The organism is Thiobacillus sp., from assembly GCF_018780105.1.
Classification (GTDB): Bacteria; Pseudomonadota; Gammaproteobacteria; order Burkholderiales; family Thiobacillaceae; genus Thiobacillus.
The window spans coordinates 131,542-152,656 of record NZ_JADMKC010000018.1 but is presented as its reverse complement, the minus strand read 5'-3'; the positions used below and the strand labels follow the sequence as shown (position 1 = coordinate 152,656).

Annotated in this window: 23 protein-coding genes; 20 read left to right on the top strand and 3 right to left on the bottom strand. The window is 61.5% G+C overall.

Annotated features, from left to right (window positions below):
* Positions 1-181: 181 nt before the first annotated feature.
* From rpsB to IV098_RS10820, 16 genes are all read left to right on the top strand, one after another.
* Positions 182-928: a 30S ribosomal protein S2 gene (gene rpsB, locus IV098_RS10895; RefSeq protein ID WP_296889003.1), complete on the top strand. Its 747-nt coding sequence runs from the start codon at positions 182-184 to the stop codon at positions 926-928.
* 125 nt (positions 929-1,053) lie between these two features.
* Positions 1,054-1,926, top strand: coding sequence for a translation elongation factor Ts (gene tsf / locus IV098_RS10890; RefSeq protein ID WP_296889001.1), 873 nt, complete (start codon positions 1,054-1,056; stop codon positions 1,924-1,926).
* A gap of 5 nt (positions 1,927-1,931) precedes the next feature.
* Positions 1,932-2,654 carry a UMP kinase gene (gene pyrH / locus IV098_RS10885; protein ID WP_296888999.1) on the top strand — a complete coding sequence of 241 codons (723 nt, stop codon included), beginning with the start codon at positions 1,932-1,934 and terminating at the stop codon, positions 2,652-2,654.
* Between the two features lie 27 nt (positions 2,655-2,681).
* On the top strand, positions 2,682-3,251 hold the full coding sequence (gene frr / locus IV098_RS10880) for a ribosome recycling factor (protein WP_296888997.1): 570 nt from the start codon (positions 2,682-2,684) through the stop codon (positions 3,249-3,251).
* Positions 3,252-3,278: 27 nt separating this feature from the next.
* Positions 3,279-4,019, top strand: coding sequence for an isoprenyl transferase (locus tag IV098_RS10875; protein WP_296888995.1), 741 nt, complete (start codon positions 3,279-3,281; stop codon positions 4,017-4,019).
* Between the two features lie 26 nt (positions 4,020-4,045).
* Complete coding sequence (locus tag IV098_RS10870; RefSeq protein WP_296888994.1) at positions 4,046-4,852, top strand: phosphatidate cytidylyltransferase; 807 nt, start codon at positions 4,046-4,048, stop codon at positions 4,850-4,852.
* Between the two features lie 11 nt (positions 4,853-4,863).
* Positions 4,864-6,048, top strand: a complete 1,185-nt coding sequence (gene ispC, locus IV098_RS10865) for a 1-deoxy-D-xylulose-5-phosphate reductoisomerase (protein ID WP_296888993.1) — start codon at positions 4,864-4,866, stop codon at positions 6,046-6,048.
* A complete protein-coding gene (gene rseP, locus IV098_RS10860; RefSeq protein WP_296888992.1) occupies positions 6,045-7,397 on the top strand; it encodes an RIP metalloprotease RseP in 1,353 nt (450 codons plus the stop codon). The genes ispC and rseP overlap by 4 nt, the downstream gene beginning before the upstream one ends.
* Positions 7,398-7,405: 8 nt before the next feature.
* A complete protein-coding gene (gene bamA / locus IV098_RS10855; RefSeq protein ID WP_296888991.1) occupies positions 7,406-9,736 on the top strand; it encodes an outer membrane protein assembly factor BamA in 2,331 nt (776 codons plus the stop codon).
* Between the two features lie 24 nt (positions 9,737-9,760).
* Positions 9,761-10,261 (top strand): OmpH family outer membrane protein, encoded by a 501-nt coding sequence (locus IV098_RS10850; protein ID WP_296888990.1) that lies wholly within the window; start codon positions 9,761-9,763, stop codon positions 10,259-10,261.
* Between the two features lie 9 nt (positions 10,262-10,270).
* A complete protein-coding gene (gene lpxD, locus IV098_RS10845; protein ID WP_296888988.1) occupies positions 10,271-11,314 on the top strand; it encodes a UDP-3-O-(3-hydroxymyristoyl)glucosamine N-acyltransferase in 1,044 nt (347 codons plus the stop codon).
* Entirely contained in the window at positions 11,311-11,754 is a 444-nt protein-coding gene (gene fabZ / locus IV098_RS10840; protein WP_296888987.1) for a 3-hydroxyacyl-ACP dehydratase FabZ, read from the top strand. Before lpxD ends, fabZ begins: the two co-directional genes overlap by 4 nt.
* 1 nt (position 11,755) lies before the next feature.
* Positions 11,756-12,532, top strand: coding sequence for an acyl-ACP--UDP-N-acetylglucosamine O-acyltransferase (gene lpxA, locus IV098_RS10835; RefSeq protein WP_296888986.1), 777 nt, complete (start codon positions 11,756-11,758; stop codon positions 12,530-12,532).
* On the top strand, positions 12,529-13,659 hold the full coding sequence (gene lpxB, locus IV098_RS10830) for a lipid-A-disaccharide synthase (protein WP_296888984.1): 1,131 nt from the start codon (positions 12,529-12,531) through the stop codon (positions 13,657-13,659). Before lpxA ends, lpxB begins: the two co-directional genes overlap by 4 nt.
* Positions 13,656-14,264 (top strand): ribonuclease HII, encoded by a 609-nt coding sequence (rnhB, locus tag IV098_RS10825; protein ID WP_296888982.1) that lies wholly within the window; start codon positions 13,656-13,658, stop codon positions 14,262-14,264. Before lpxB ends, rnhB begins: the two co-directional genes overlap by 4 nt.
* An 11-nt stretch (positions 14,265-14,275) precedes the next feature.
* Positions 14,276-14,725, top strand: coding sequence for a CopD family protein (locus IV098_RS10820; protein WP_296888980.1), 450 nt, complete (start codon positions 14,276-14,278; stop codon positions 14,723-14,725).
* A gap of 42 nt (positions 14,726-14,767) precedes the next feature.
* Here IV098_RS10820 and IV098_RS10815 read toward each other — a convergent pair whose 3' ends face one another.
* Positions 14,768-15,139, bottom strand: a complete 372-nt coding sequence (locus IV098_RS10815) for a co-chaperone YbbN (protein ID WP_296888978.1) — start codon at positions 15,137-15,139, stop codon at positions 14,768-14,770.
* Between the two features lie 22 nt (positions 15,140-15,161).
* Here IV098_RS10815 and IV098_RS10810 point away from each other — a divergent pair, with 22 nt between their 5' ends.
* Positions 15,162-16,163 (top strand): sodium:calcium antiporter, encoded by a 1,002-nt coding sequence (locus tag IV098_RS10810; RefSeq protein WP_296888975.1) that lies wholly within the window; start codon positions 15,162-15,164, stop codon positions 16,161-16,163.
* A 65-nt stretch (positions 16,164-16,228) separates the two neighbouring features.
* Here the strand turns inward: IV098_RS10810 and IV098_RS10805 are convergent, their stop codons facing one another.
* Positions 16,229-17,125, bottom strand: a complete 897-nt coding sequence (locus tag IV098_RS10805; protein ID WP_296888973.1) for a PEP-CTERM sorting domain-containing protein — start codon at positions 17,123-17,125, stop codon at positions 16,229-16,231.
* A gap of 154 nt (positions 17,126-17,279) precedes the next feature.
* Entirely contained in the window at positions 17,280-18,467 is a 1,188-nt protein-coding gene (locus tag IV098_RS10800; protein WP_296888971.1) for a GNAT family N-acetyltransferase, read from the bottom strand.
* 5 nt (positions 18,468-18,472) lie between these two features.
* Between IV098_RS10800 and sucC the strand changes: the two genes are divergently transcribed.
* Genes sucC through IV098_RS10785 form a run of 3 tightly spaced genes read left to right on the top strand, consistent with a single transcriptional unit; the run spans position 18,473 to position 21,114 of the window.
* Positions 18,473-19,633: an ADP-forming succinate--CoA ligase subunit beta gene (gene sucC / locus IV098_RS10795; protein ID WP_296888969.1), complete on the top strand. Its 1,161-nt coding sequence runs from the start codon at positions 18,473-18,475 to the stop codon at positions 19,631-19,633.
* On the top strand, positions 19,630-20,505 hold the full coding sequence (gene sucD, locus IV098_RS10790) for a succinate--CoA ligase subunit alpha (protein WP_296888967.1): 876 nt from the start codon (positions 19,630-19,632) through the stop codon (positions 20,503-20,505). The genes sucC and sucD overlap by 4 nt, the downstream gene beginning before the upstream one ends.
* The gene (locus IV098_RS10785; RefSeq protein ID WP_296888965.1) at positions 20,506-21,114 is read left to right on the top strand and encodes an FMN-binding negative transcriptional regulator; all 609 of its coding nucleotides are present in this window, start codon (positions 20,506-20,508) and stop codon (positions 21,112-21,114) included.
* Position 21,115: the final 1 nt, after the last annotated feature.

Sequence of the window (21,115 nt, the reverse complement as noted above, 5' to 3'; positions counted from 1 at the left end):
CAATCTATATGGCTATATATCTTGGGTAGGCGTTGATATAAAGGCCTACTCCCACTACAATGCCCGGCTGTTCGAAATGGTTCGGACAAATTCGCACACCTGTCGTTAAAGGGTGGCGTCGCGTTCAAGTGGTACGCGCGCTGCTGACGGGTGGAGGCTTAACCCTTTAGGAGTCATTGCAATGTCCTCAGTCACTATGCGTCAAATGCTGGAAGCCGGTGTCCATTTCGGTCACCAAACCCGTTTCTGGAACCCCAAGATGGCACAGTACATCTTCGGTCATCGCAACAAAATTCATATCGTGAACCTGGAAAAGTCGCTGCCGATGTTCCAGGACGCGCAAAAATTCGTCCGTCAACTGACCGCCAACAAGGGCACCGTTCTGTTTGTGGGCACCAAGCGTGCCGCGCGCGAGATCGTGCGTGAAGAAGCCGAGCGCGCAGGCATGCCTTATGTCGATAACCGCTGGCTGGGCGGCATGCTGACCAACTTCAAGACGGTCAAGCAGTCGATCAAGCGTATGAAGGATCTGGAGGCTTCGCTGGCCGAGCCGGGCCGTCTGTCGAAGAAGGAAATCCTCACGGTGCAGCGCGAAGCCGACAAGCTGAATCGCAGCCTGGGTGGCATCCGTGAAATGAACGGCCTGCCGGACGCTATTTTCATCATCGACGTCGGTTACCAGAAGGGGACCGTGGTCGAGGCCAAGAAGCTGGGCATTCCGGTGATCGGCGTGGTCGACACCAACAACAGCCCGGAAGGCGTGGCTTATGTGGTGCCCGGCAACGACGACTCGGCACGTGCGATTCGTCTGTACGCGCGCGGCATGGCCGATGCGGCGCTGGAAGGCCGTGCTCAGATCCTCGGCGAAATCACCGGTGGCGAAGAGTTCATCGAAGTGGAAGAAGAAGGCGACGTGGCCGCTGAATAAACGCGACACGCCGTAACATCGCCGGAATAGATTTCCGGCGTCATGTATCTGAGGAGGGGCGTTGGCCCCTCTTTCTGCATGAGCTGACCGATTTGCTGTATTTAATTTATTAGGGAGTTAGGAACATGGCTGAAATCACTGCAAGCATGGTTAAAGAGCTGCGCGAGAAAACCGACGCGCCGATGATGGATTGCAAAAAGGCGTTGTCGGAAGCCGAAGGCGATATGCAGAAGGCAGAAGAAATCCTGCGCGTGCGTTTCGGCAACAAGGCTGCCAAGAGCGCGGGCCGCGTGGCGGCTGAAGGCGTGGTCACCATCGCCATCAGTGCCGACGGCAAGTCGGCTGCGATGATCGAAGTCAACTGCGAAACCGACTTTGTGGCGAAAAACGACGATTTCCTGGCGTTGTCCAATGCGCTGGCCAAAATGGTGCTGGAGCAGAATCCGGCTGACGTGGCTGCGCTGTCCGCACTGGCTTACAACGGTTCCACGGTGGAAGCGGTTCGCACCGAGCTGGTCGGCAAGATGGGCGAGAACATGTCGGTGCGCCGTTTTGAACGCCTGAGCGGCCAGGGTAAGTTCGCCAGCTATATCCACAGCGGCAAGATCGGCGTGCTGGTCGACGTCAGCGGCGACGAAGCGCTGGCGCGCGATATCGCCATGCACATTGCTGCGTCCAAGCCGAAGTCGCTGGATGCTTCCGGCGTGCCGCAGGCGCTGCTGGACATGGAGCGCCGCGTTGCGATCGAGAAAGCCAAGGAAGCCGGCAAACCGGAAGCCATGCTGGACAAGATCGCCGAAGGCACCGTGCAGAAGTACCTGAAGGAGGTCACCCTGCTGTCGCAGCCCTTCGTCAAGGACGACAAGCAAACCGTCGAGCAGGTGCTGAAGTCGAAGAATTCGCAGTGCCATGGCTTCACCATGTATGTGGTGGGCGAGGGCATCGAGAAGAAAGTGACCGACTTCGCGGCTGAAGTCGCTGCCGCCTCCAAGGTCTGATCGCGATGGCGCAGGCGCGTCGCATTTTGTTGAAGCTCTCCGGCGAGGCGCTGGGTGCGGATGCGTCCGGTGCCGACTCGTTCGGTTATCGCGCGGAGACGCTAGCGGGTTTTGTCGGGCAGATTCGCGAAGTGGTCGAACTGGGCGTGCAGGTGGGCATCGTCGTCGGCGGCGGCAACCTGTTTCGCGGGGCGACCGGCGCGCTGTCCGGCATGGACCGCGCAACGGCCGATTCGATGGGCATGCTCGCCACGGTGATGAATGCGCTGGCGCTGAAGGATGCGCTGGTGCGTGCCGGGGTGCCGGCGCGGGTGCAGACCGCAGTGGCGATCACGCATGTGGGCGAAGCCTTCGAGCGCGACACGGCCCTGCGTCACCTCGAATCGGGTAGCGTGGTGATTTTTGGCGGCGGAACGGGCAATCCGTTTTTCACCACCGACACCGCGGCGGCATTGCGCGGTGCTGAAATCGGCGCCGACCTGCTGCTGAAGGCGACCAAGGTCGATGGCGTGTACACCGCCGATCCGAAAAAAGATGCCACAGCGACGCGCTATGCGAGCCTGAGTTTCGACGAGGCGATCCGCAACAACCTGGCCGTGCTCGACACGGCTGCGTTCGCCCTGTGCCGCGAGCAGAAACTGCCGTTGGTCGTGTTCGATATTTTCAAACCGGGCGCCCTCAAGCGTGTGGTGATGGGCGAAGACGAAGGGACGCGCGTCACGCCTTGAACGCGCTTTACGAAGGAAGGAAACACAATGGCTGAAATGACGATTGCGGAAATCAAACAGTCTGCCGAGCAGAAAATGGGCAAGTCGCTGGAGTCGCTGAAAAACGATCTGGCGAAAGTGCGCACCGGGCGCGCGCATACCGGCATCCTCGATCATGTGATGGTGGATTATTACGGCAGCCCGACTGCCGTGCCACAGGTGGCAAACGTGTCGCTGGTGGACAGCCGCACCCTGGGTGTGCAGCCCTATGAAAAAAACATGATTGGCAAGATCGAAAAAGCGATTCGCGACGGCGATCTTGGCCTCAACCCGGCCACGCACGGCGACATCATCCGTGTGCCGATGCCCTCGCTGACCGAAGAGCGTCGCAAGGATCTGATCAAGGTGGTGCGCGGCGAGGCCGAAACGGCGCGCGTCGCGATGCGCAACATCCGCCGCGATGCCAACGGTGCAGTCAAGGACATGGTCAAGGCCAAAACGGCGACCGAGGACGAAGACCGCCGTACCCAGGACGAAGTGCAGAAACTGACCGACAAATACATCGCCGATATCGACAAACTGCTTGCCGAAAAAGAGAAAGACCTGCTCGCAGTCTGAGCGGCCCCGGCGACCCCGTCCTGCGTGATGACCCGCTCGAAACACCCGGCCTCAAGCGCTGATGTCCCCAAACACATTGCCATCATCATGGATGGCAATGGGCGCTGGGCGAAGCGTCGCCTGTTGCCGCGCGTGGCCGGCCACCGCAAGGGCGTCGAAACGCTGCGTGGGGTGATCCGTGCGTGCGCCGACCGCGGCGTGTCGCACCTGACCGTGTTTGCCTTCAGTTCCGAGAACTGGCGGCGGCCACAGGAAGAAGTCACGTTGCTGATGGAACTTTTCATGCGTGCGCTGGAAAACGAAGTGACGCGCCTGCACGAAAACAATATCCGCTTCCGCCTCATCGGCGACCTGTCCGGTTTTTCCGAGCGCATCCAGACCCTGATCTGCGATGCCGAAACCCTGACCCGCAACAACACCCGACTGACCTTTACCGTGGCGGCCAATTACGGCGGACGCTGGGATATCGTGCAGGCCGTGAAGAAATTGATGTCGGTGGGATTGGCGGCGGACGACATCGATGAAGCCGCACTGGCGCAGCAACTCAGCCTGTCCGATGCGCCCGAGCCGGACCTGTTCATTCGCACCGGCGGCGAAAAGCGCATCAGCAATTTCCTGATGTGGCAGCTGGCTTACACCGAACTGTATTTCACCGATACGCTGTGGCCGGACTTCAACGCGAAAGCGCTGGACGCGGCGATCGACTCCTATCGCACCCGCGAGCGCCGGTTCGGCCGTACCAGCGAGCAGGTTCAAACTTCCTCGTGACGGCCATCCCGGAGCTTGCCCCGAGCATGACGCCTCTGGCACGACGCGTGTTGACCGCTGCACTGCTGCTGGCGGTGTTCGTGCCGGCCGCACTGTGGGCGCCGGCGTGGCTGTGGGCGTTGCTGATGGCGACGGTGGTGGGCGCTGCGGCTTACGAATGGGCCACCCTGAGCCGTTTCCCGGTCACGGCGGCGCGCTTCTACGCAGTCGGGCTGGCTGCCGGCGCGCTGTTTCTGCATAAGCTCACGGGCGCCGATTGGCCGCTTGTTCAAGGCGGACTCGTGTTGCTGGCGCTGGCATTCTGGCTCGTGGTCGCGCCGCTGTGGCTGGCAGGTAAATGGCAGGCGCCGCAGCCCTTTGTGCGCGCGGCTGTCGGCGTGATGCTGCTGCTGCCGACCTGGGTGGCCCTGCTGTATCTGCATGCGCGCGGCCCTGCGGTACTGCTGGGGGTGATGGCCGTGGTATGGATTGCCGACACCGCCGCTTATTTTGCCGGCCGCCAGTTTGGGCGGCACAAGCTGGCACCGACCATCAGCCCGGGCAAAACCTGGGAAGGGGTGGCCGGTGCGCTGCTTGCGCTGGCCCTGTACGCCGCAATCCTGAGCCAATACACCGCAATGCCCTTGTTGCCGCTGTTCCTGATGTTGGTCGGACTGCTGTATTTGTCGGTGCTGGGCGACCTGTACGAGTCCTGGATCAAGCGGGTTGCCGGCATGAAGGACAGCGGTACGCTGCTGCCCGGCCACGGCGGCGTGCTCGACCGTATCGATGCCCTGACGTCCACGCTGCCGATTGCGACTGGCATGCTGCTGTGGCTGGAGCATGCCCTATGAATGCTTCCGCGTTGAAACCCCGCGTTCTCACCGTGCTCGGCGCCACCGGTACCATCGGCGTCAATACGCTCGATGTGGTGGCGCGCCACCCGGAGCGGTTTGAGATTTTTGCGCTGACGGGCGCAACGCAAGTCGATCGCATGTTTGAACAATGCCGCGCACACCGTCCCCGCTACGCGGTGATGACCGAAGCGACGGCAGCAGCGCAGTTGCGCGAACGCGTGGCGGCAGCCGGGCTGACTGTCGAGGTGCTGGAAGGCAGCGCGGCCTTGACTGCCGTCGCTACCGCGCCCGAGGTCGACACCTTGATGGCCGCCATCGTCGGCGCTGCCGGCCTGCCGGCCACGCTGGCGGCCGCGCAGGCCGGCAAACGAATCTTGCTGGCGAACAAGGAAACCCTGGTGGTCTCCGGCCAGCTGTTCATGGACGCCATCGCTGCCAGCGGCGCCGAGCTGCTGCCGATCGATTCCGAGCACAACGCGATTTTCCAGTCGCTGCCGCGCGACTTCAACGGCGATTTCCAGCAGGCCGGCGTGAAAGCCCTGTGGCTGACCGCATCCGGCGGTCCTTTCCGCACCTTGTCGGCCGAAGCCATTGCCATGGCCACCCCGGCGCAGGCGGTGGCGCACCCCAACTGGGTGATGGGCAAAAAAATATCGGTCGATTCGGCGAGCCTGATGAACAAGGGGCTCGAGGTGATCGAGGCGCGCTGGCTGTTCAACGCGCGCCCCGAGCAGATCAAGGTGGTGGTGCACCCGCAGAGCATCGTGCACTCGATGGTCGAATACGCCGACGGCTCGGTGCTGGCGCAGATGGGCACGCCCGACATGCGTACGCCGATCGCCTATGCCCTGGGATTTCCCGAGCGGATCGAGGCGGGGGTATCGGCACTGGAACTGATGGGCAAGCAACTTACGTTCGAAGCGCCGGACACCACGCGCTTTCCCTGTCTGCAACTGGCGTTCGATGCGCTCGCCGCGGGCGGCAACGCATCGGCCGTGCTGAACGCCGCCAATGAAGTGGCGGTGGCGCGTTTTCTCGACGGCGCCGTGCCATTCAGCGCCATCGCCGCCAGTATCGCGCACACGCTCGAGGCGCTGGCGGGTGGCGTGGCGACCACGCTGGAAGACCTGCTCGATGCCGACCGACAGGCACGCGCCGTAGCCGAATCCTATTTGAACCGGGTGCCTGCATGAGCGTGCTGCATACACTGGTCTGGTTTCTGGTCGCCATCGGCATCCTGGTGGTAGTGCATGAGTTTGGCCACTATCTGGCAGCGCGTCTGGCCGGGGTCAAGGTGCTGCGGTTTTCGGTCGGCTTCGGCAAACCGCTGCTGAGCTGGCGCGTCGGTCCGGATCAAACCGAATGGACCCTGTCGCCGTTGCCATTGGGCGGCTACGTCAAGATGCTCGACGAGCGCGAAGGCGAAGTGCCGGCCGCGGAAGCGCATCGCAGTTTCAACCGCGCCACCGTGTGGCGGCGCATCGGCATTGTTGCAGCGGGGCCGCTTGCCAACTTTCTGCTCGCCATCGTTTTTTACTGGGCCTTGTTCATGCACGGCCTGCCAGCGATGAAGCCGCTGATCGGCGAGCCTCCGCTCAACACTCCTGCGGCAGCGGCGGGTCTGGCGGCAGGCGATGAAATCCGCCGCGTCAATGGCATCGATACGCCCACCTTCCAGGATGTGCGCCTGAACCTGCTGCGGGCAGGCGTGGCGGGCGAGCCTTTGCAGATCGAACTGGTCGATGGCCGCAGCGTGCAGCTTGCCCCGCCTGCCATGCGCGATGAGAACCTGGAGCAGGACACCCTGCGTCCGCTTGGCATCGTGCGTTACGACCCGGTGATCGAACCGGTGATCGGCAGCCTGGCGGCCGATGGTGCGGCCCTCCGCGCAGGCTTCAAGCCGGGCGATCGCTTGCTTGCGGTGGATGGCAAGGCGGTCGCGGACTGGCAGGGCTGGGTGAAACTCATCCGGGCGCATCCGGCCAAACCCTTGCGGATCGAGTTTGAACGGCAGGGCCAGCCTGCTGTCATTACCATCACGCCGGATGCAGTCAGCGAAGCGGGTCAGCAGGTGGGAAAAATCGGCGCCGGCCCTCAAATCGATGAAGCCGTCTTTGCCGGCCTGATGACCGAAGTCAGCTACGGCCCGCTTGAAGCGCTCTGGCAGGGCACGGCCAAGACCTGGGAAATGAGCGTCTTCACGCTGGAAATGATGGGCCGCATGGTGCTCGGGCAAGTGTCGTGGAAGAACCTCTCCGGCCCGCTCACCATCGCTGACTATGCGGGGCAGAGCGCGGCCCTCGGCTGGATCAGTTTTGTCGGCTTTCTGGCACTGGTGAGCGTGAGCCTCGGTGTGCTGAATCTGCTGCCTGTCCCGCTGTTGGATGGGGGGCACCTCATGTATTATGTGGCGGAAGTTTTGACAGGTCGTCCGGTGTCCGAGCGCACCATGGAAATAGGCGGCCGGATCGGCATGACGCTACTGCTCCTGCTGATGTCATTTGCCTTGTTCAACGATTTGCAACGCCTGCTTGGCGGATGAAAAAACCCATGCTTCTAAACCGTCTGACGCTTGCTCTCGCTGCTGTGCTGGCCGCGCCATCGGTGCTTGCCGTAGAGCCTTTCACCGTGACCGATATCCGGGTTGAAGGCATCCAGCGTACCGAGGCCGGTACGGTGTTCAGTTACCTGCCGGTCAAGGTCGGTGACACGATGACCGACGAAAAAACGGCAGCGGCAATCAAGGCGCTGTACGCCACCGGATTTTTCAAGGAGGTCCGGCTGGAGGCACGCGAGGGTGTGCTGATCGTCACGGTGGAAGAGCGTCCTTCGATCGCCAAGATCACCCTGGAAGGCATCAAGGAGTTTTCCGAAGAAGACCTCAAGGCCGGTCTCAAACAGACCGGGTTGGCTGAGGGACAGGTACTGGACCGTTCCCTGGTCGACAAGGCCGAGCAGGAATTGCAGCGCCAGTATTACAACCGCGGCAAATATGCGGTCGAGATCAAAACCACCCTGACCCCGCTGGAGCGCAACCGCGTGGCGGTGCAGTTCGATGTGGTGGAAGGCGAGAGCGCCAAGATCCAGCAGATCAATCTGGTCGGCAACAAGGCCTTTTCCGAAGAGGACTTGCTGGATGAAATCACTTCGACCACGCCGGGCTGGTTTACCTGGTACACCAAGAACGACCAGTATTCGAAAGCCCGTCTGGGCGGCGACATCGAAATCCTGCGTTCGTTTTATCTGAATCGCGGTTATCTCGAATTCAACGTCGATTCCACCCAGGTTTCGATTTCGCCGGACAAGCAGGGTATCTACATCACCATCAACATGACCGAAGGGCCGCAGTACACGGTCTCCAGCGTCAAGCTGGCAGGGCAGATGCTGGTGCCCGAAGCCGAACTGCAAAAGTTGATCACGGTGGTGCCGGGCGAAGTGTTCGTGCGCGACCGCCTGACAGAAACCACCAAAAGCATCAGTGAACGGCTCGGCAACGACGGCTACGCGTTTGCCAACGTCAACGCCGTGCCCGAGCTCGACAAGCAGAAAAACGCCGTCGCCTTTACGCTGTTCGTCGATCCCGGCCGCCGGGTGTACGTCAATCGCGTCAATGTCACAGGCAACACCAAAACCCGCGACGAAGTGGTGCGGCGTGAAATCAGGCAGATGGAAGGCGGCTATTACAACGCCGAACAAATCAACCGTTCGCGTGACCGGCTGAACCGGCTCGGGTTTTTCGAGCAGGTGAATATCGAAACCCCTTCGGTTGCGGGCACGACCGACCAGGTCGACGTCAACGTCAACGTCGCTGAAAAATCCACTGGCAGCGTCCAGCTGGGCGCCGGTTTCTCGTCGTCGGAAGGCTTCGTGCTGTCGGGGTCAGTGTCGCAGGCCAACGCATTCGGCACCGGTAATCGGGTGTCGCTGCAACTCAACACCGGCAGCGTCAACACGGTGTATGCGCTGTCCTTCCTGAACCCGTATTACACCCTGGACGGCATCAGCCTGGGCTACGACCTCTACAAGCGCGATGTCGATACCAACAATCTCGACAGTGTCAGCGACTACGAAAGCTCGACGCTGGGTGCTGGCGTGCGGTTCGGATTTCCGGTCAACGAGCGCGACTATATTTCTCTAGGTCTGGTTTATGAAGAAAATTCGCTGAAGGTTGACCCCACTGTTCCTGCGGGGCAGCAGCAAACCGAGTATCAGAAATTCGTTGACCCTGATAAGACGGGTAACAGTACGCGCGACGACAACACGCTGCGTGTGGACGCTTCGTGGGCGCGCGATACCCGCAACAGCTACCTCTTTCCGACCCATGGCATGCTGCAGCGGGTATCGTCGGAAATCGGTACGCCCGTAGGAAGTCTGCAATATTACAAGTTGTCATTGCAGCATCAGCAATTCATTCCGCTCGGACATGACTTCACCCTCATGTTCAATGGCGAGGTGGGCATAGGCGGCGGACTGGGCGATGAAGAGCTGCCCTTCTACAAGAATTTTTATGCGGGCGGCAGCGGGTCAGTGCGCGGTTTTGAAACCGGCACCCTGGGGCCGAAGGATTACACCGGCGATGCCATCGGCGGCGACAGGCGTCTGGTAGGAAATATCGAATTGCTCTTCCCCTTGCCCGGCGTCAAGGCGGATCAGTCCTTGCGCATGTCGGCCTTTATCGATGGCGGCGCCGCGTTTGGTCCGGGCGATGCCAATGGCCTGTACCGGGACTTCGCTTTCGAAGATTTGCGTTTCTCGGCTGGCGTGGCCGTGCTGTGGGTGTCGCCGCTGGGGCCGCTTAAATTCAGCCTGGCCCAGCCGCTGGTCAGCAAGCCGGGCGACAAGGAAGAAGTCTTTCAATTCACCTTGGGCAATGCGTTCTAAGGCAGAGATTTACGGAGTGTGAAAATGAAAATCAAGCTATTGGCCGTTTCCCTGATGCTGGCATCCGCTTTTGCGGTCGCTCCCGCGCTTGCCGAAACGAAGATCGGTTTCGTCAATACCGAGAAACTGCTGCGCGAAGCGCCGCTTTCGGTGGCTGCGCAAAAGAAGCTGGAACGCGAATTTGCCGCGCGCCAGCAGGAGTTGCAGAAGCTGGCCAAGCAGGCGCGCGAACTACAGGCGCAGCTCGACAAGGACGGGGTGACCATGTCCGACACCGAGCGCAAGAACAAGGAACGTGAACTGGGTAATCACAGCCGCGAGCTGCAGCGCCAGGAACGCGAGTTCCGCGAAGACCTCAACCTGCGTCGCAACGAAGAGCTGGGGCAGATTCAGGAGCGTGCGCGCAAGACGATTCAGGAAATCGCCCGCGCGGAAAAATTCGACATCATCATCGAGCAGGCCGTCTTTGTGGATGCCAAAAGCGACATCACCGATCGCGTGATGAAAGCGCTGGGCGGCAAATAAGCCAGACTGATGACGGTTACGCTGACTGAGTTGGTTGCCCGTTTCGGCGGGGAGTTGGTGGGCGATGGCACGCGGACGATCCGCCAGGTTGCGCCGCTGGCACAGGCTGCGCAGGATGAAATAGGCTTTGTCTCGCAAAGCAAATATCTGGCGCAGCTGGCCGCTACCCAGGCCGGCGCAGTGATCCTGCCGCTGGACGCGCGCGATGCGAGCGACCTGCCGCGCATTTTGACCGCCAATCCCTATCTGTATTTCGCGCGCGTTTCGGCCTTGCTGAACCCGCCGCCGCGACCGCCGGTGGGCATACACCCGGCCGCAACGGTGGCGGAAGATGCCGTCATTGCCACCGATGCCTGCATCGCTGCGGGTGCCGTGATCGGGACGGGCGCGGTGATCGGCGCACGCACGGTGATCGGTGCCAACAGTGTGGTGGGCGACCATGCGCGCGTCGGGGCGGACTGTCTGCTGCATGCCCATGTCACCGTGTATCACCGCTGTGAAATCGGCGATCGCGCCATACTGCACTCCGGCTGCGTGATCGGTGCGGATGGTTTTGGTTTTGCACCGAACGACGGTCGCTGGGAGAAGATTCCGCAGATTGGCCGGGTCATGATCGGCGACGATGTCGAAGTGGGCGCGTGTACCACCATCGATCGCGGTGCGCTCGAAGACACCGTGATCGAGGAGGGCGTCAAGCTCGACAACCTGATCCAGATTGCCCACAACGTGGTGGTGGGCGCGCATAGTGCGATCGCGGCCTGTACCGGCATCGCCGGCAGCGCCAGAATCGGTCGCCATTGCACCATCGGTGGCGCGGCCATGATATTCGGCCACATCGAGATCGCCGACGGCACGCGCATATCGACCAACACGCTGATCACCAAGTCCCTGCCCAAGGCCGGCACCTACACCTCGGCGCTGCCGTTCTCGGAGCACGAGGTGTGGCAGAAAAACGCAGTGCACATGCGCAACCTCGACAAGCTGGTCAAGCGCGTCAAACAACTTGAAACTCGCCTTGGCGAATTGGAAAACCCGTCGGAAAGACAATCATGATCATGGATATCACGCAGGTGATGCAATATCTGCCGCATCGCTACCCCTTCCTGCTGATCGACAAGGTGACCGAGATGGAACTCGGCAAGACCATCACCGCGATCAAGAATGTCACCATCAACGAGCCGTTCTTCCCGGGGCATTTTCCGGTCGCTCCGGTGATGCCGGGCGTGCTGATTCTGGAAGCGATGGCACAGGCGGCGGCCATCCTGTCGTTCAAGACCAAGAACATTGCGCCGGAAGACATCGGGATTGTGTATTTCGCCGGCATCGACGGCGCGCGCTTCAAGAAGCCGGTCCTGCCGGGCGATCAGCTGGTGTTGAAGATCGCCATCGTGCGCGAGATGCGCGGCATCTGGAAATACACGGGACGCGCCGAAGTGGACGGCGCGCTGGTCGCCGAGGCGGAACTGATGGCCACCCTGCGCGACAAGCCCTGACATGGCGAAGATTCACCCCACCGCGCTGGTCGCGGCAGGCGCACAGCTGGCCGACGATGTCGAGATCGGCCCCTACAGCATCATCGGCGAGCACGTTGCGATCGGCGCCGGCACCACGGTCGGCGCCCATGCGGTCATTACCGGCCACACCCGCATCGGTGCGCGCAACCAGATTTTTCATTTTGTCTCGCTCGGCGAAGTGCCGCAGGACAAGAAATACGCGGGCGAACCGACGCGGCTTGAGATCGGCGACGACAACGTCATCCGCGAGTTCTGCACTTTCAACGTCGGTACCGTGCAGGGTCGCGGCGTCACCACGATCGGCAATCACAACTGGATCATGGCCTATGTCCATATCGCGCACGACTGCGTGGTGGGCGACCGCACGATCTTCGCCAACAACGCCTCGCTTGCCGGGCACGCCGAAATTGGCGACTGGGTGATTCTGGGCGGCTTTACCGGCGTGCACCAGTTCTGCAAGATCGGCGCGCACGTGATGACGGGAATTTCAAGCGTGGTGTTCAAGGACATTCCGCCCTTCGTCATGGCAGCCGGCCAGCCTGCCGCACCGCACGGCCTCAACAGCGAAGGCCTCAAGCGGCGCGGTTTTTCGGCCGACGCCTTGTCTGCGCTGAAGCGCGCCTACAAGATCGTTTACCGCGAAGGCAATACGGTTGCCGAGGCGCAGACCAAACTCGGGGACGATGCGGCCAGCCACCCCGAAGTACAGCAGTTGCTCGATTTTCTCGCGCGATCCGAGCGCGGCATCATCCGATGATCGATCTGGGGCTGGTCGCCGGTGAAGCCTCCGGCGATCTGCTCGGCGCACATTTCGTGCGCGCACTCAAGCAAGCCCATCCTGCGTTGCGCGCCGCCGGCATCGCCGGGCCCCGGCTCGCCCAGGCTGGCGTCGATGCGGTCTACTCCAGCGACAAGCTGGCGGTCAACGGCTATGTCGAGGTGCTGCGCCACCTGCCTGAGCTATTGTGGATACGCTCGCGCATCACGCGCCATTTTTTGCAGGAGCGGCCGCGCGTCTTCGTTGGCATCGATGCGCCGGATTTCAATTTCACGCTTGAAACACGGCTCAAGCAGGCTGGAATCCCCACCGTGCATTTTGTCAGCCCCTCGCTGTGGGCATGGCGGCCTGAACGCATTCACCGCATCGGGCAAGCGGTATCGCAGATGCTGGTGGTGTTTCCGTTCGAGGAAAAGATTTATCAGGATGCCGGCATTCCCGTCACCTACGTGGGCCATCCGCTGGCCGATGTGATTCCGTTGCAGCCGGATGTCGCGGCTGCTCGCGTCGCGCTGGGACTGCAGGCAGGTCCGGTGATTGCGCTGCTGCCAGGCAGCCGGCTCAGCGAAGTGAAGCGCCACGCGCAGTTGATGCTCGATGCCGCAGGATTGATTCTGCAGCGTCAGCCCGAGGCACAGTTCGTGCTGCCCGCCGCGAGCGAATCGGCTGCGCAGCTGATCCGCCAGGCTGCACAGGGCAGGGCGCTGCCCCTGCATATCCTGAATGGGCAGTCGCATGCCGCACTGGCGGCGTGCGACGTGGCGCTGGTCGCATCCGGCACTGCCACGCTCGAAGCTGCGCTGTTCAAGAAGCCGATGGTGATTACCTACCGGGTGCCGGCACTGACCGCCTACCTGATGCGCAAGAAAGCCTTGTTGCCGTGGATCGGCTTGCCGAACATTCTGGCGCGCGACTTCGTGGTGCCGGAGCGGGTGCAGGAGGACGCGACGCCGGCGCATCTTGCCGCCGACGCGCTGGCCTGGCTCGCGGATGCGCCGCGCTGCCAGGCGCTGGCCGACAGATTTCATGCGATGCATATGAGCCTGCGGCAGAACGCCAGCGCACGCATCGCCGAAGCGCTCGAACCTTATCTGGAGGGCGTGTGACGTCGCCGGTTATTTTGCATGTCGGGCCGCTCGGCTTGTGCGGTGTCGATGAAGCCGGACGCGGGCCGCTGGCCGGGCCGGTGATGGCGGCAGCCGTCATGCTCGATCCCGAACGGCCGATTCCCGGTCTGCGCGATTCCAAGAAGCTCAGCGCAAGCAAACGCGAACAACTGGCCGGCGCCATCCGTTTGCATGCCGCTGCCTGGTGCGTGGCCGAGGCCAGCGTCGCTGAAATCGACCAGTTGAATATCCTGCAGGCCACGATGCTGGCGATGCAACGTGCCGTGGCCGGACTGGCGCGCGCGCCGGACGACGTCTGGGTGGACGGTAACCGTTGTCCCAACTGGTCATGGCGTTCGCAGGCCGTGGTCAAGGGCGACGACAAGGTGGCGGCGATTGCTGCAGCATCGATCCTGGCCAAAACGGCACGCGACCAGTTTATGCAGCAGTTGCACGCGGAGTTTCCTGCTTATGGATTTGCCCAGCATATGGGCTACGGGACGGCCGTACACCTGGCCGCATTGAAAACCCATGGCGCCTGCCCACACCACCGACGCAGTTTCGGCCCGGTTAAACTTGCGCTCGATCAAGCTTTACTTTTTTGAAAGGAAATAGCATGGAACTGTCCGCAATATTGCATGTGCTGGGTATCGTAGTCTGGGTCGGCGGCATGTTCTTCGCCTATATGGCGCTGCGCCCGGTGGCGGCTGCCGTGCTGGAACCACCGCAGCGCCTGACCCTGTGGGCTGGCGTATTCGGCAAGTTCTTCCCCTGGGTGTGGGTGTCGGTGACGCTGGTCCTGGCAACCGGCCTGCACATGCTGATGCAGCTGGGCGCGGCCACGCCGCATTACGCACTGGCTATGCTGGCGCTCGGTGTGGTGATGATGCTGTTGTTCGCCCATGTGTTCTTCGCCCCCTACAAAAAACTCAAGCGTGCGGTGAGCGAGCAGAACTGGCCTGCCGGCGGTGCGGCTCTGGGTCAGATTCGCATGCTGATCGGCATCAACCTCAGCCTTGGGCTGCTGACGATTGCCGTGGTGTTCCTGGGGCGCGCCCTGACCTGAGGCGGTTCAACCCGGAAAATCCACCTAATGGATTATCCGGGTTCAAGGTTCATCCTGCGACGGCGCAGCCAGCAGGCGTTGTACGCTTTGCCGGATGGCCTCCGGCCGCGCTTCACATTGCAACTCGGCGTGAAACCGCCCGTCGCGATACAAATACAGCGTGGGCAGATGAAAGATGCCGAAGTAGCGCGCCACGCCGGTGGCTACGCTGACATCGACTTCATACAGCGCGTCGGCCATTCCGGTAAGCGCTGTCGGCAACAGGCTTTTCCAGCCCCGGCAGGCACCGCAGGCCGGCGCACTGAACAACACGAGCGCTACGCCCGCCGTCGTCGCCAGACGACCGTGATAGCCCCCTTCGTTCAGGCATGAAAATGCCAGCGGAGGGCAGGGCGTCCGGCTGGTAGAATCCACGTTTTCCTCCTGGCTGTCTCTCATGTTGTTTCTCGAATTATTGGGCTATCTGGTCGTGATCCTGGTGGCGGCTGAAATCTTTGTCAACGCGCTCGAACACCTGGGCGAAAAACTCAAAATCTCGGAAGGCGTCACCGGCTCCCTGTTTGCCGCGGTCGGTACGGCCATGCCCGAAACCATGGTGCCGTTGCTGGCGATTTTTGCCGGAACCGGCAATGCGCAGGTTGGCGAAGAAATTGGCGTCGGCGCCATCCTGGGCGCGCCCTTGATGCTGTCGACGCTGTCGGTCAGCCTGATGGCGCTGGCCGTGCTCAAGCGGCGCGGAATTCAGGGCCACCTCACACCCGAGCGCACCGGCCTCAAGCGCGATCTCGACTTTTTCCTGATCGCGTTCTCGCTGGCCTTCGTGGCCTTGTTCATTCCCCATGGCGAGGGCTGGGTGCGTGCCGCCATTGCGTTCGTCATGGTGTTGATTTATTTCATCTACGTGATGATGACCCTGCGCGCGTCGAGCAAGCTGGTCGAAGATGGCCACGCCACCGAGGCCGGCTCGCCGATGCTGCTGACCCGGTTGGGCCTGCCACAGAACATGCTGTTCATCATTGTGCAACTGGCGATGGGCCTGGCATTGCTGGTAGTGGGTGCAAAGGGCTTCATTCATGGCGTGGAAGCCGCCGCACCGATCATCGGCCTGTCCGCCCTGCTGCTGTCGTTGATGATCATTCCGATTGCGACCGAGTTGCCGGAAAAAGTGAATTCCATCCTGTGGATCCGCAAGCGCAAGGACACGCTGGCGTTCGGTAACATCACCGGCGCCATGGTGTTTCAGGGCACGCTGCTGCCCGCGATCGGCATTTCGCTGACGCCGTGGGCGCCGCAAATGGAAGTGCTGCTGGGCGTGGTCGTCACGCTGGTGGCGGCCTTCTGGCTGCGCTGGGCTGCGCTGAATGGCGGCTTGCGCGTATGGCATCTGTTTGTGAACGGTGCGCTGTATGTGGGCTACCTGACGGCGGTTCTGATCTGATCCGAACCATCACACAATAAAAAACGGCGGGTTCACCCGCCGTTTTTTATTGCATATCGAAAAGGCTACGCCTTGCGTCGCCGGGCGGCGAATCCGACCAGACCCAGACCTGCCAGCAGCATCGTCCAGGTGTCGGCTTCCGGCACAGGGGTGACTTGCCAGCCGATATCCTGCATGGCGGCGAAATCGAGTTCGGTGAAATATTTTCGGGTGCCGTTGGTGAGGCTGGGCGTCATCGCCGCTTCCTGGCTGACGCCATTGGCGAAACTCAGGGTGCCCGACGCCCAGTGGTCTTGATCGCCGTTCAAGGCGTGTGAGCCGGCTTCCGCACCGACAAAGTTACCGTTGCTGATCAGATTTTTGAATGAATCGGATGCGCCGAAGCCAAGCAGGTGAGCCAGTTCGTGCACGGCAACCGAGTAAAAGTCGAATTCGTTGTTGTCGAGCCCGGTGGTGGTCTGGCCGAAATGCCAGTTGGTGCCAGCAGAATCGAAAGTGATCGAGCCGCCCCAGGGAGCAACGTCATGGGCGTCCACACCCGCAACATCGCCCTGGCCGCGCTGGGTGGCATCGCTGCAAAAGCTGCCGATACCCGAGCAGTTGTAGCCGCCACCGCCGCCCATGCCAAGGGTGTTGGTGGTGAAGTTGTAGCCACCGGCATAAACCCGGATCACATTGGCGGCGAAGGTGTCGTTGTTGTTGCTGAGCTCTGCGCCAACGGGGTTGGCAGGGTTGAAGAAAAGCGGATCGAAACCATTCGGGCCGGAAGAAGTGATGGCGCTGAATGAGTCGGAAAAACGGCTTTCGAACACGCTGGCAGCGGATTCCAGCACAGATATACGGCTGGCATCGCTGAAAAAGTTGTTGGTGTCGTAGCTGAAGTCGAACTGGATGTCGATGTTGGCTTGAGCCTGCGTAGTTAGCGCAATCAGCAGTGCTGCAGAGAGGGGACGAATAATCATGGGTTCACGCTCCAAATTTAAATGGGAAAGTCAGTTTTTTATTGGATCTTGTTATCAGGCGCTATCCGCTGAGCTGAATCATAGCGCAGCAGGCCATTCGTTGAGTGTTTCAGTTGAGCATGACAGGCCTGTGTCAGCAGGCCCGTATCCGGACTTATTTTGTCGACGGCAGCTCGCGGCGGAACGGCGCGTCCAGCTCATCCATGTAATGACTGATGGCGTCGGTTTCGCGTTCGAGAAAACGGTCGACCGCCTCGCGGAATTCGGCGTTTTCCAGCCAGTGCCAGGAATGCGTGGCAGTGGGGACGAGGCCGCGCGCCAGTTTATGCTCGCCCTGCGCGCCGCCTTCGAACACCTGCAGGCCATGCGCAATCGCGTATTCGATGCCCTGCTGGTAGCAGGTCTCGAAATGCAGGCCGGGCACATATTCCAGGGTGCCCCAGTGGCGACCGTATAGCCGCTGGCCATCCTTGACGCAGAACGAACAGGCGATGGGCTCGCCTTGCCGGTCGGCGATGATGAGCACCAGGTTTTCTGGCATCGACGCGCGGATGGCGGCGAAGAACGCATGGTTTAAATGCGGGTCGCTGCGATGGCGGGCGTAGGTGTCGGCGTAACAGCGATAGAAGTGATCCCAGTCGGCGTCGGTGCTTTCCGCGCCTTCGACCCAACGGAAGGTGACGCCTGCGGCGGCGAGTTTCTTTCTTTCCTGGCGGATTTTCTTGCGCTTGTCGTGCGTCATCGCGGCGAGGAAGGCCTCGAAATCGGCATAGCCCGCGTTATGCCAGTGAAACTGGAAGCCGCTGCGGTGCATGAGCGGCGTGGCCTGGAGCGCGGCATGGTCCGGTTCGGTGGGGAACAGGATGTGCAGGGACGAGAAGCTCAGGTCCTGCATGAGTTTGAGCGCTGCCTGCAGCAGCGTGCCGCGGTCGGCATCGTTTCTTGCCAGCAGGCGCGCGCCAGGCACAGGCGAGAACGGCACGCAGCACACCAGCTTGGGGTAGTAGGCCACTCCGTGGCGGCGATACGCATCTGCCCAGGCCCAGTCGAATACGAACTCGCCCCAGGAATGATGCTTGATGTAGAGCGGCATGGCGGCGTCGAGCTGGCCGTTGCGGAACAGCGCCAGGTGCACCGGCTCCCAGCCGATGTCGGCGCCAACGCATCCGCTGGCTTCCAGCGCGTGTAAAAAAGCGTGGCGCAGAAAAGGCGAGTCGCCCGCCAGTGCGTCCCAGGCTGTCGGATCGAGGTCGGCCATGCGCGGAATCACGCGAATGACGGTTTCCGTGGCTTCCGCATCGGCGGGCTTTGCTTCAAAATGCACGTTTTGGCGAGCTTCCATCAAACATGAACCTGCACGAGTATCAGGCCAAACAAATATTGCGATCGGGCAACATTACCACGCCGCGCGGCATCGCCGCGGCGAGCGCCGACGATGCCGTGAAAGCCGCCACTGAACTGGGCGGCGAGGCCTGGGTGGTCAAGGCGCAAATCCATGCCGGCGGGCGTGGCAAGGCAGGCGGCGTCAAGGTCGTGAAGCAGCTTGATGAGGTGCATGCGCTGGCAACCAGGCTGCTTGGCAGCGTGCTGGTGACCAATCAGAACGCACCCGACGGTCAGCCGGTGAATCAGGTACTGGTCGAAGAAACCCTGCCGATTGCGCGCGAGCTGTATCTGTCCCTGCTGGTCGACCGCGAATCCGAGCGCGTGGCCATCGTCGCCTCGGCTGCAGGCGGCATGGACATCGAAGAAGTCGCTCACGCCACGCCGGAAAAAGTGCTGACCGAAATCTGCGACCCGCTGCTGGGCGTGCAGGATTTTCAGTGCCGTGCGCTGGCGTTTGCGCTGGCCTTGACGGGCGAGGCGTACAAGGATTTCTGCCGCCTGCTGCCGACCTTGTATCGCGTGTTCATGGCCAACGATTTGAGCCTGCTTGAAATCAATCCCCTGATCGTCACCGCTGATAATCGCGTGCTGCCGCTCGACTGCAAGATGAGCATCGACGACAGCGCCCTGTACCGCCGCAAGTCGCTGGCCGAGCTGCGCGACGACAGCCAGATTGACGCCAAAGAAGCCGCGGCCAACGCGGCCAACGTCAACTATGTCGCACTCACCGGCAACATCGGCTGCATGGTCAACGGCGCCGGGCTGGCAATGGCGACGATGGACCTGATTCAACTGGAGGGCGGTACGCCGGCCAACTTCCTCGACGTCGGCGGCGGCGCCACGCCCGAGACGGTGGCGCAGGGCTTCAAGATCATCCTGCTCGATCCCAACGTGCGCGCGGTACTGATCAACATCTTCGGCGGCATCGTGCGCTGCGATGTGATTGCCGAAGGCATCATCCAGGCGGTGAAGGAAGTCGGCGTGAAGGTGCCGGTAATCGTGCGGCTGGAAGGTACCAATGCCGAGATTGGGCGCAAGCTGCTGGCTGAATCGGGGCTGGCGATCCTGGCTGCGGAAAGTCTCACCCATGCCGCCAAACTTGCCGTGGAGAAGGCCGCATGAGCATCCTCGTCAACCAAAATACCAAAGTGATTTGCCAGGGCTTCACGGGCAAGCAGGGCAGCTTCCATTCCGAACAGGCGATCGCCTACGGCACGCAGATGGTCGGTGGCGTGACGCCGGGCAAGGGCGGGCAGACGCATCTGAACCTGCCGGTATTCAACACCGTGCGCGACGCGGTGCGGCAGACCGGCGCGCAAGCGACCATGATCTACGTGCCGGCCGCGTTTGCCGCCGACTCGATCCTCGAAGCGGCCGACGCCGGCATCGAGGTCATCGTCTGCATCACCGAAGGCATTCCAGTACTCGACATGCTGAACGTGAAGGCGGCCTTGCGTGCCAACGGCGCCAAGCTGATCGGTCCAAACTGCCCCGGCATCATCACCTCGGGCGAATGCAAGATCGGCATCATGCCCGGCGTCATTCATCAGAAGGGCAGGATCGGCATCGTCTCGCGCTCCGGCACGCTGACCTACGAAGCCGTGTACCAGACCACGCAACTCGATCTTGGTCAATCGACCTGCGTCGGCATCGGCGGCGATCCGATCAAGGGCCTCGACTTCATCGATTGCCTGGCGCTGTTCGAAGCCGATCCGCAGACCGAAGCCGTGATCATGGTTGGCGAAATCGGCGGCAGCCGCGAGGAGGAAGCGGCCGAATTCATCCGCTCGAACATGAAGAAGCCGGTGGCAGCCTACATTGCCGGGCGCACCGCGCCCAAGGGCAAGCGCATGGGCCATGCGGGCGCGATCATCGCCGGCGGCGCAGGCACGGCGGACGCCAAGATCCGTGCGCTCGAAGCGGCGGGCGTGGTTATCGCGCAGAGCCCAGCCGGGCTGGGTGAAGCCGTGCAGCAAGCGCTGGCTCGAAGCTAGATGTATCTCCCTGAACATTTCAAGGAAGAAAGCCCTGAACGCATTCAGGCGCTTATTCAGGAGAACGCTTTTGGCATGCTTGTGACTGCGCCGCAAGGGCAGCCCTTCGTTAGCCATTTGCCTTTCCTGTTCGAGCCGTCGTCCGGCGCACAGGGGAAGTTGTTCGGGCACATGGCGCGGGCAAACCCGCACTGGGAGCACCTGGCTTCTTGCGATGAGGTGCTGGTGGTTTTTCAAGGGGCGCATGCATACGTTTCACCTTCGTGGTATGCGGCCCCCGGTGTTCCCACCTGGAATTATGCTGTGGTGCATCTAAGGGGAAAGCCACGGATCATGGGATCCGAAGCCGAGCTTGAAGCCCTGCTTGAAAGGCAAACGGATGTTTACGAACAGAAGCAGCCCAAGCCGTGGAAACCCGATCTGGCGGGTGAACGACGTACAAAACTGCTCGGCATGATCGTCGGTTTCGAGATCGAAATTACAGATATTCAGGCCAAATTCAAGCTGAGTCAGAATCGTTCCGCAGAAGATCGGTTGCGAGTGATCGAAGAATTGGAAAGCTCAAAGAATTCCATGGAGGCTTCAGTTGCAAAACTCATGGGAGCTTAGT

Excerpts from the sequence above, each read along its gene's own strand:
- IV098_RS10805 (WP_296888973.1), bottom strand. The coding sequence starts at position 17,125 with ATGATTATTCGTCCCCTCTCTGCAGCACTGCTGATTGCGCTAACTACG.
- IV098_RS10785 (WP_296888965.1), top strand. The coding sequence starts at position 20,506 with ATGTATCTCCCTGAACATTTCAAGGAAGAAAGCCCTGAACGCATTCAG.
- IV098_RS10875 (WP_296888995.1), top strand. The coding sequence starts at position 3,279 with ATGACCCGCTCGAAACACCCGGCCTCAAGCGCTGATGTCCCCAAACAC.
- IV098_RS10800 (WP_296888971.1), bottom strand. The coding sequence starts at position 18,467 with ATGGAAGCTCGCCAAAACGTGCATTTTGAAGCAAAGCCCGCCGATGCG.
- IV098_RS10850 (WP_296888990.1), top strand. The coding sequence starts at position 9,761 with ATGAAAATCAAGCTATTGGCCGTTTCCCTGATGCTGGCATCCGCTTTT.
- pyrH (WP_296888999.1), top strand. The coding sequence starts at position 1,932 with ATGGCGCAGGCGCGTCGCATTTTGTTGAAGCTCTCCGGCGAGGCGCTG.
- IV098_RS10820 (WP_296888980.1), top strand. The coding sequence starts at position 14,276 with ATGGAACTGTCCGCAATATTGCATGTGCTGGGTATCGTAGTCTGGGTC.
- lpxA (WP_296888986.1), top strand. The coding sequence starts at position 11,756 with ATGGCGAAGATTCACCCCACCGCGCTGGTCGCGGCAGGCGCACAGCTG.
- rpsB (WP_296889003.1), top strand. The coding sequence starts at position 182 with ATGTCCTCAGTCACTATGCGTCAAATGCTGGAAGCCGGTGTCCATTTC.
- tsf (WP_296889001.1), top strand. The coding sequence starts at position 1,054 with ATGGCTGAAATCACTGCAAGCATGGTTAAAGAGCTGCGCGAGAAAACC.
- sucD (WP_296888967.1), top strand. The coding sequence starts at position 19,630 with ATGAGCATCCTCGTCAACCAAAATACCAAAGTGATTTGCCAGGGCTTC.
- IV098_RS10810 (WP_296888975.1), top strand. The coding sequence starts at position 15,162 with ATGTTGTTTCTCGAATTATTGGGCTATCTGGTCGTGATCCTGGTGGCG.
- bamA (WP_296888991.1), top strand. The coding sequence starts at position 7,406 with ATGCTTCTAAACCGTCTGACGCTTGCTCTCGCTGCTGTGCTGGCCGCG.
- rseP (WP_296888992.1), top strand. The coding sequence starts at position 6,045 with ATGAGCGTGCTGCATACACTGGTCTGGTTTCTGGTCGCCATCGGCATC.
- lpxB (WP_296888984.1), top strand. The coding sequence starts at position 12,529 with ATGATCGATCTGGGGCTGGTCGCCGGTGAAGCCTCCGGCGATCTGCTC.
- IV098_RS10870 (WP_296888994.1), top strand. The coding sequence starts at position 4,046 with ATGACGCCTCTGGCACGACGCGTGTTGACCGCTGCACTGCTGCTGGCG.
- frr (WP_296888997.1), top strand. The coding sequence starts at position 2,682 with ATGGCTGAAATGACGATTGCGGAAATCAAACAGTCTGCCGAGCAGAAA.
- fabZ (WP_296888987.1), top strand. The coding sequence starts at position 11,311 with ATGATCATGGATATCACGCAGGTGATGCAATATCTGCCGCATCGCTAC.
- lpxD (WP_296888988.1), top strand. The coding sequence starts at position 10,271 with ATGACGGTTACGCTGACTGAGTTGGTTGCCCGTTTCGGCGGGGAGTTG.
- sucC (WP_296888969.1), top strand. The coding sequence starts at position 18,473 with ATGAACCTGCACGAGTATCAGGCCAAACAAATATTGCGATCGGGCAAC.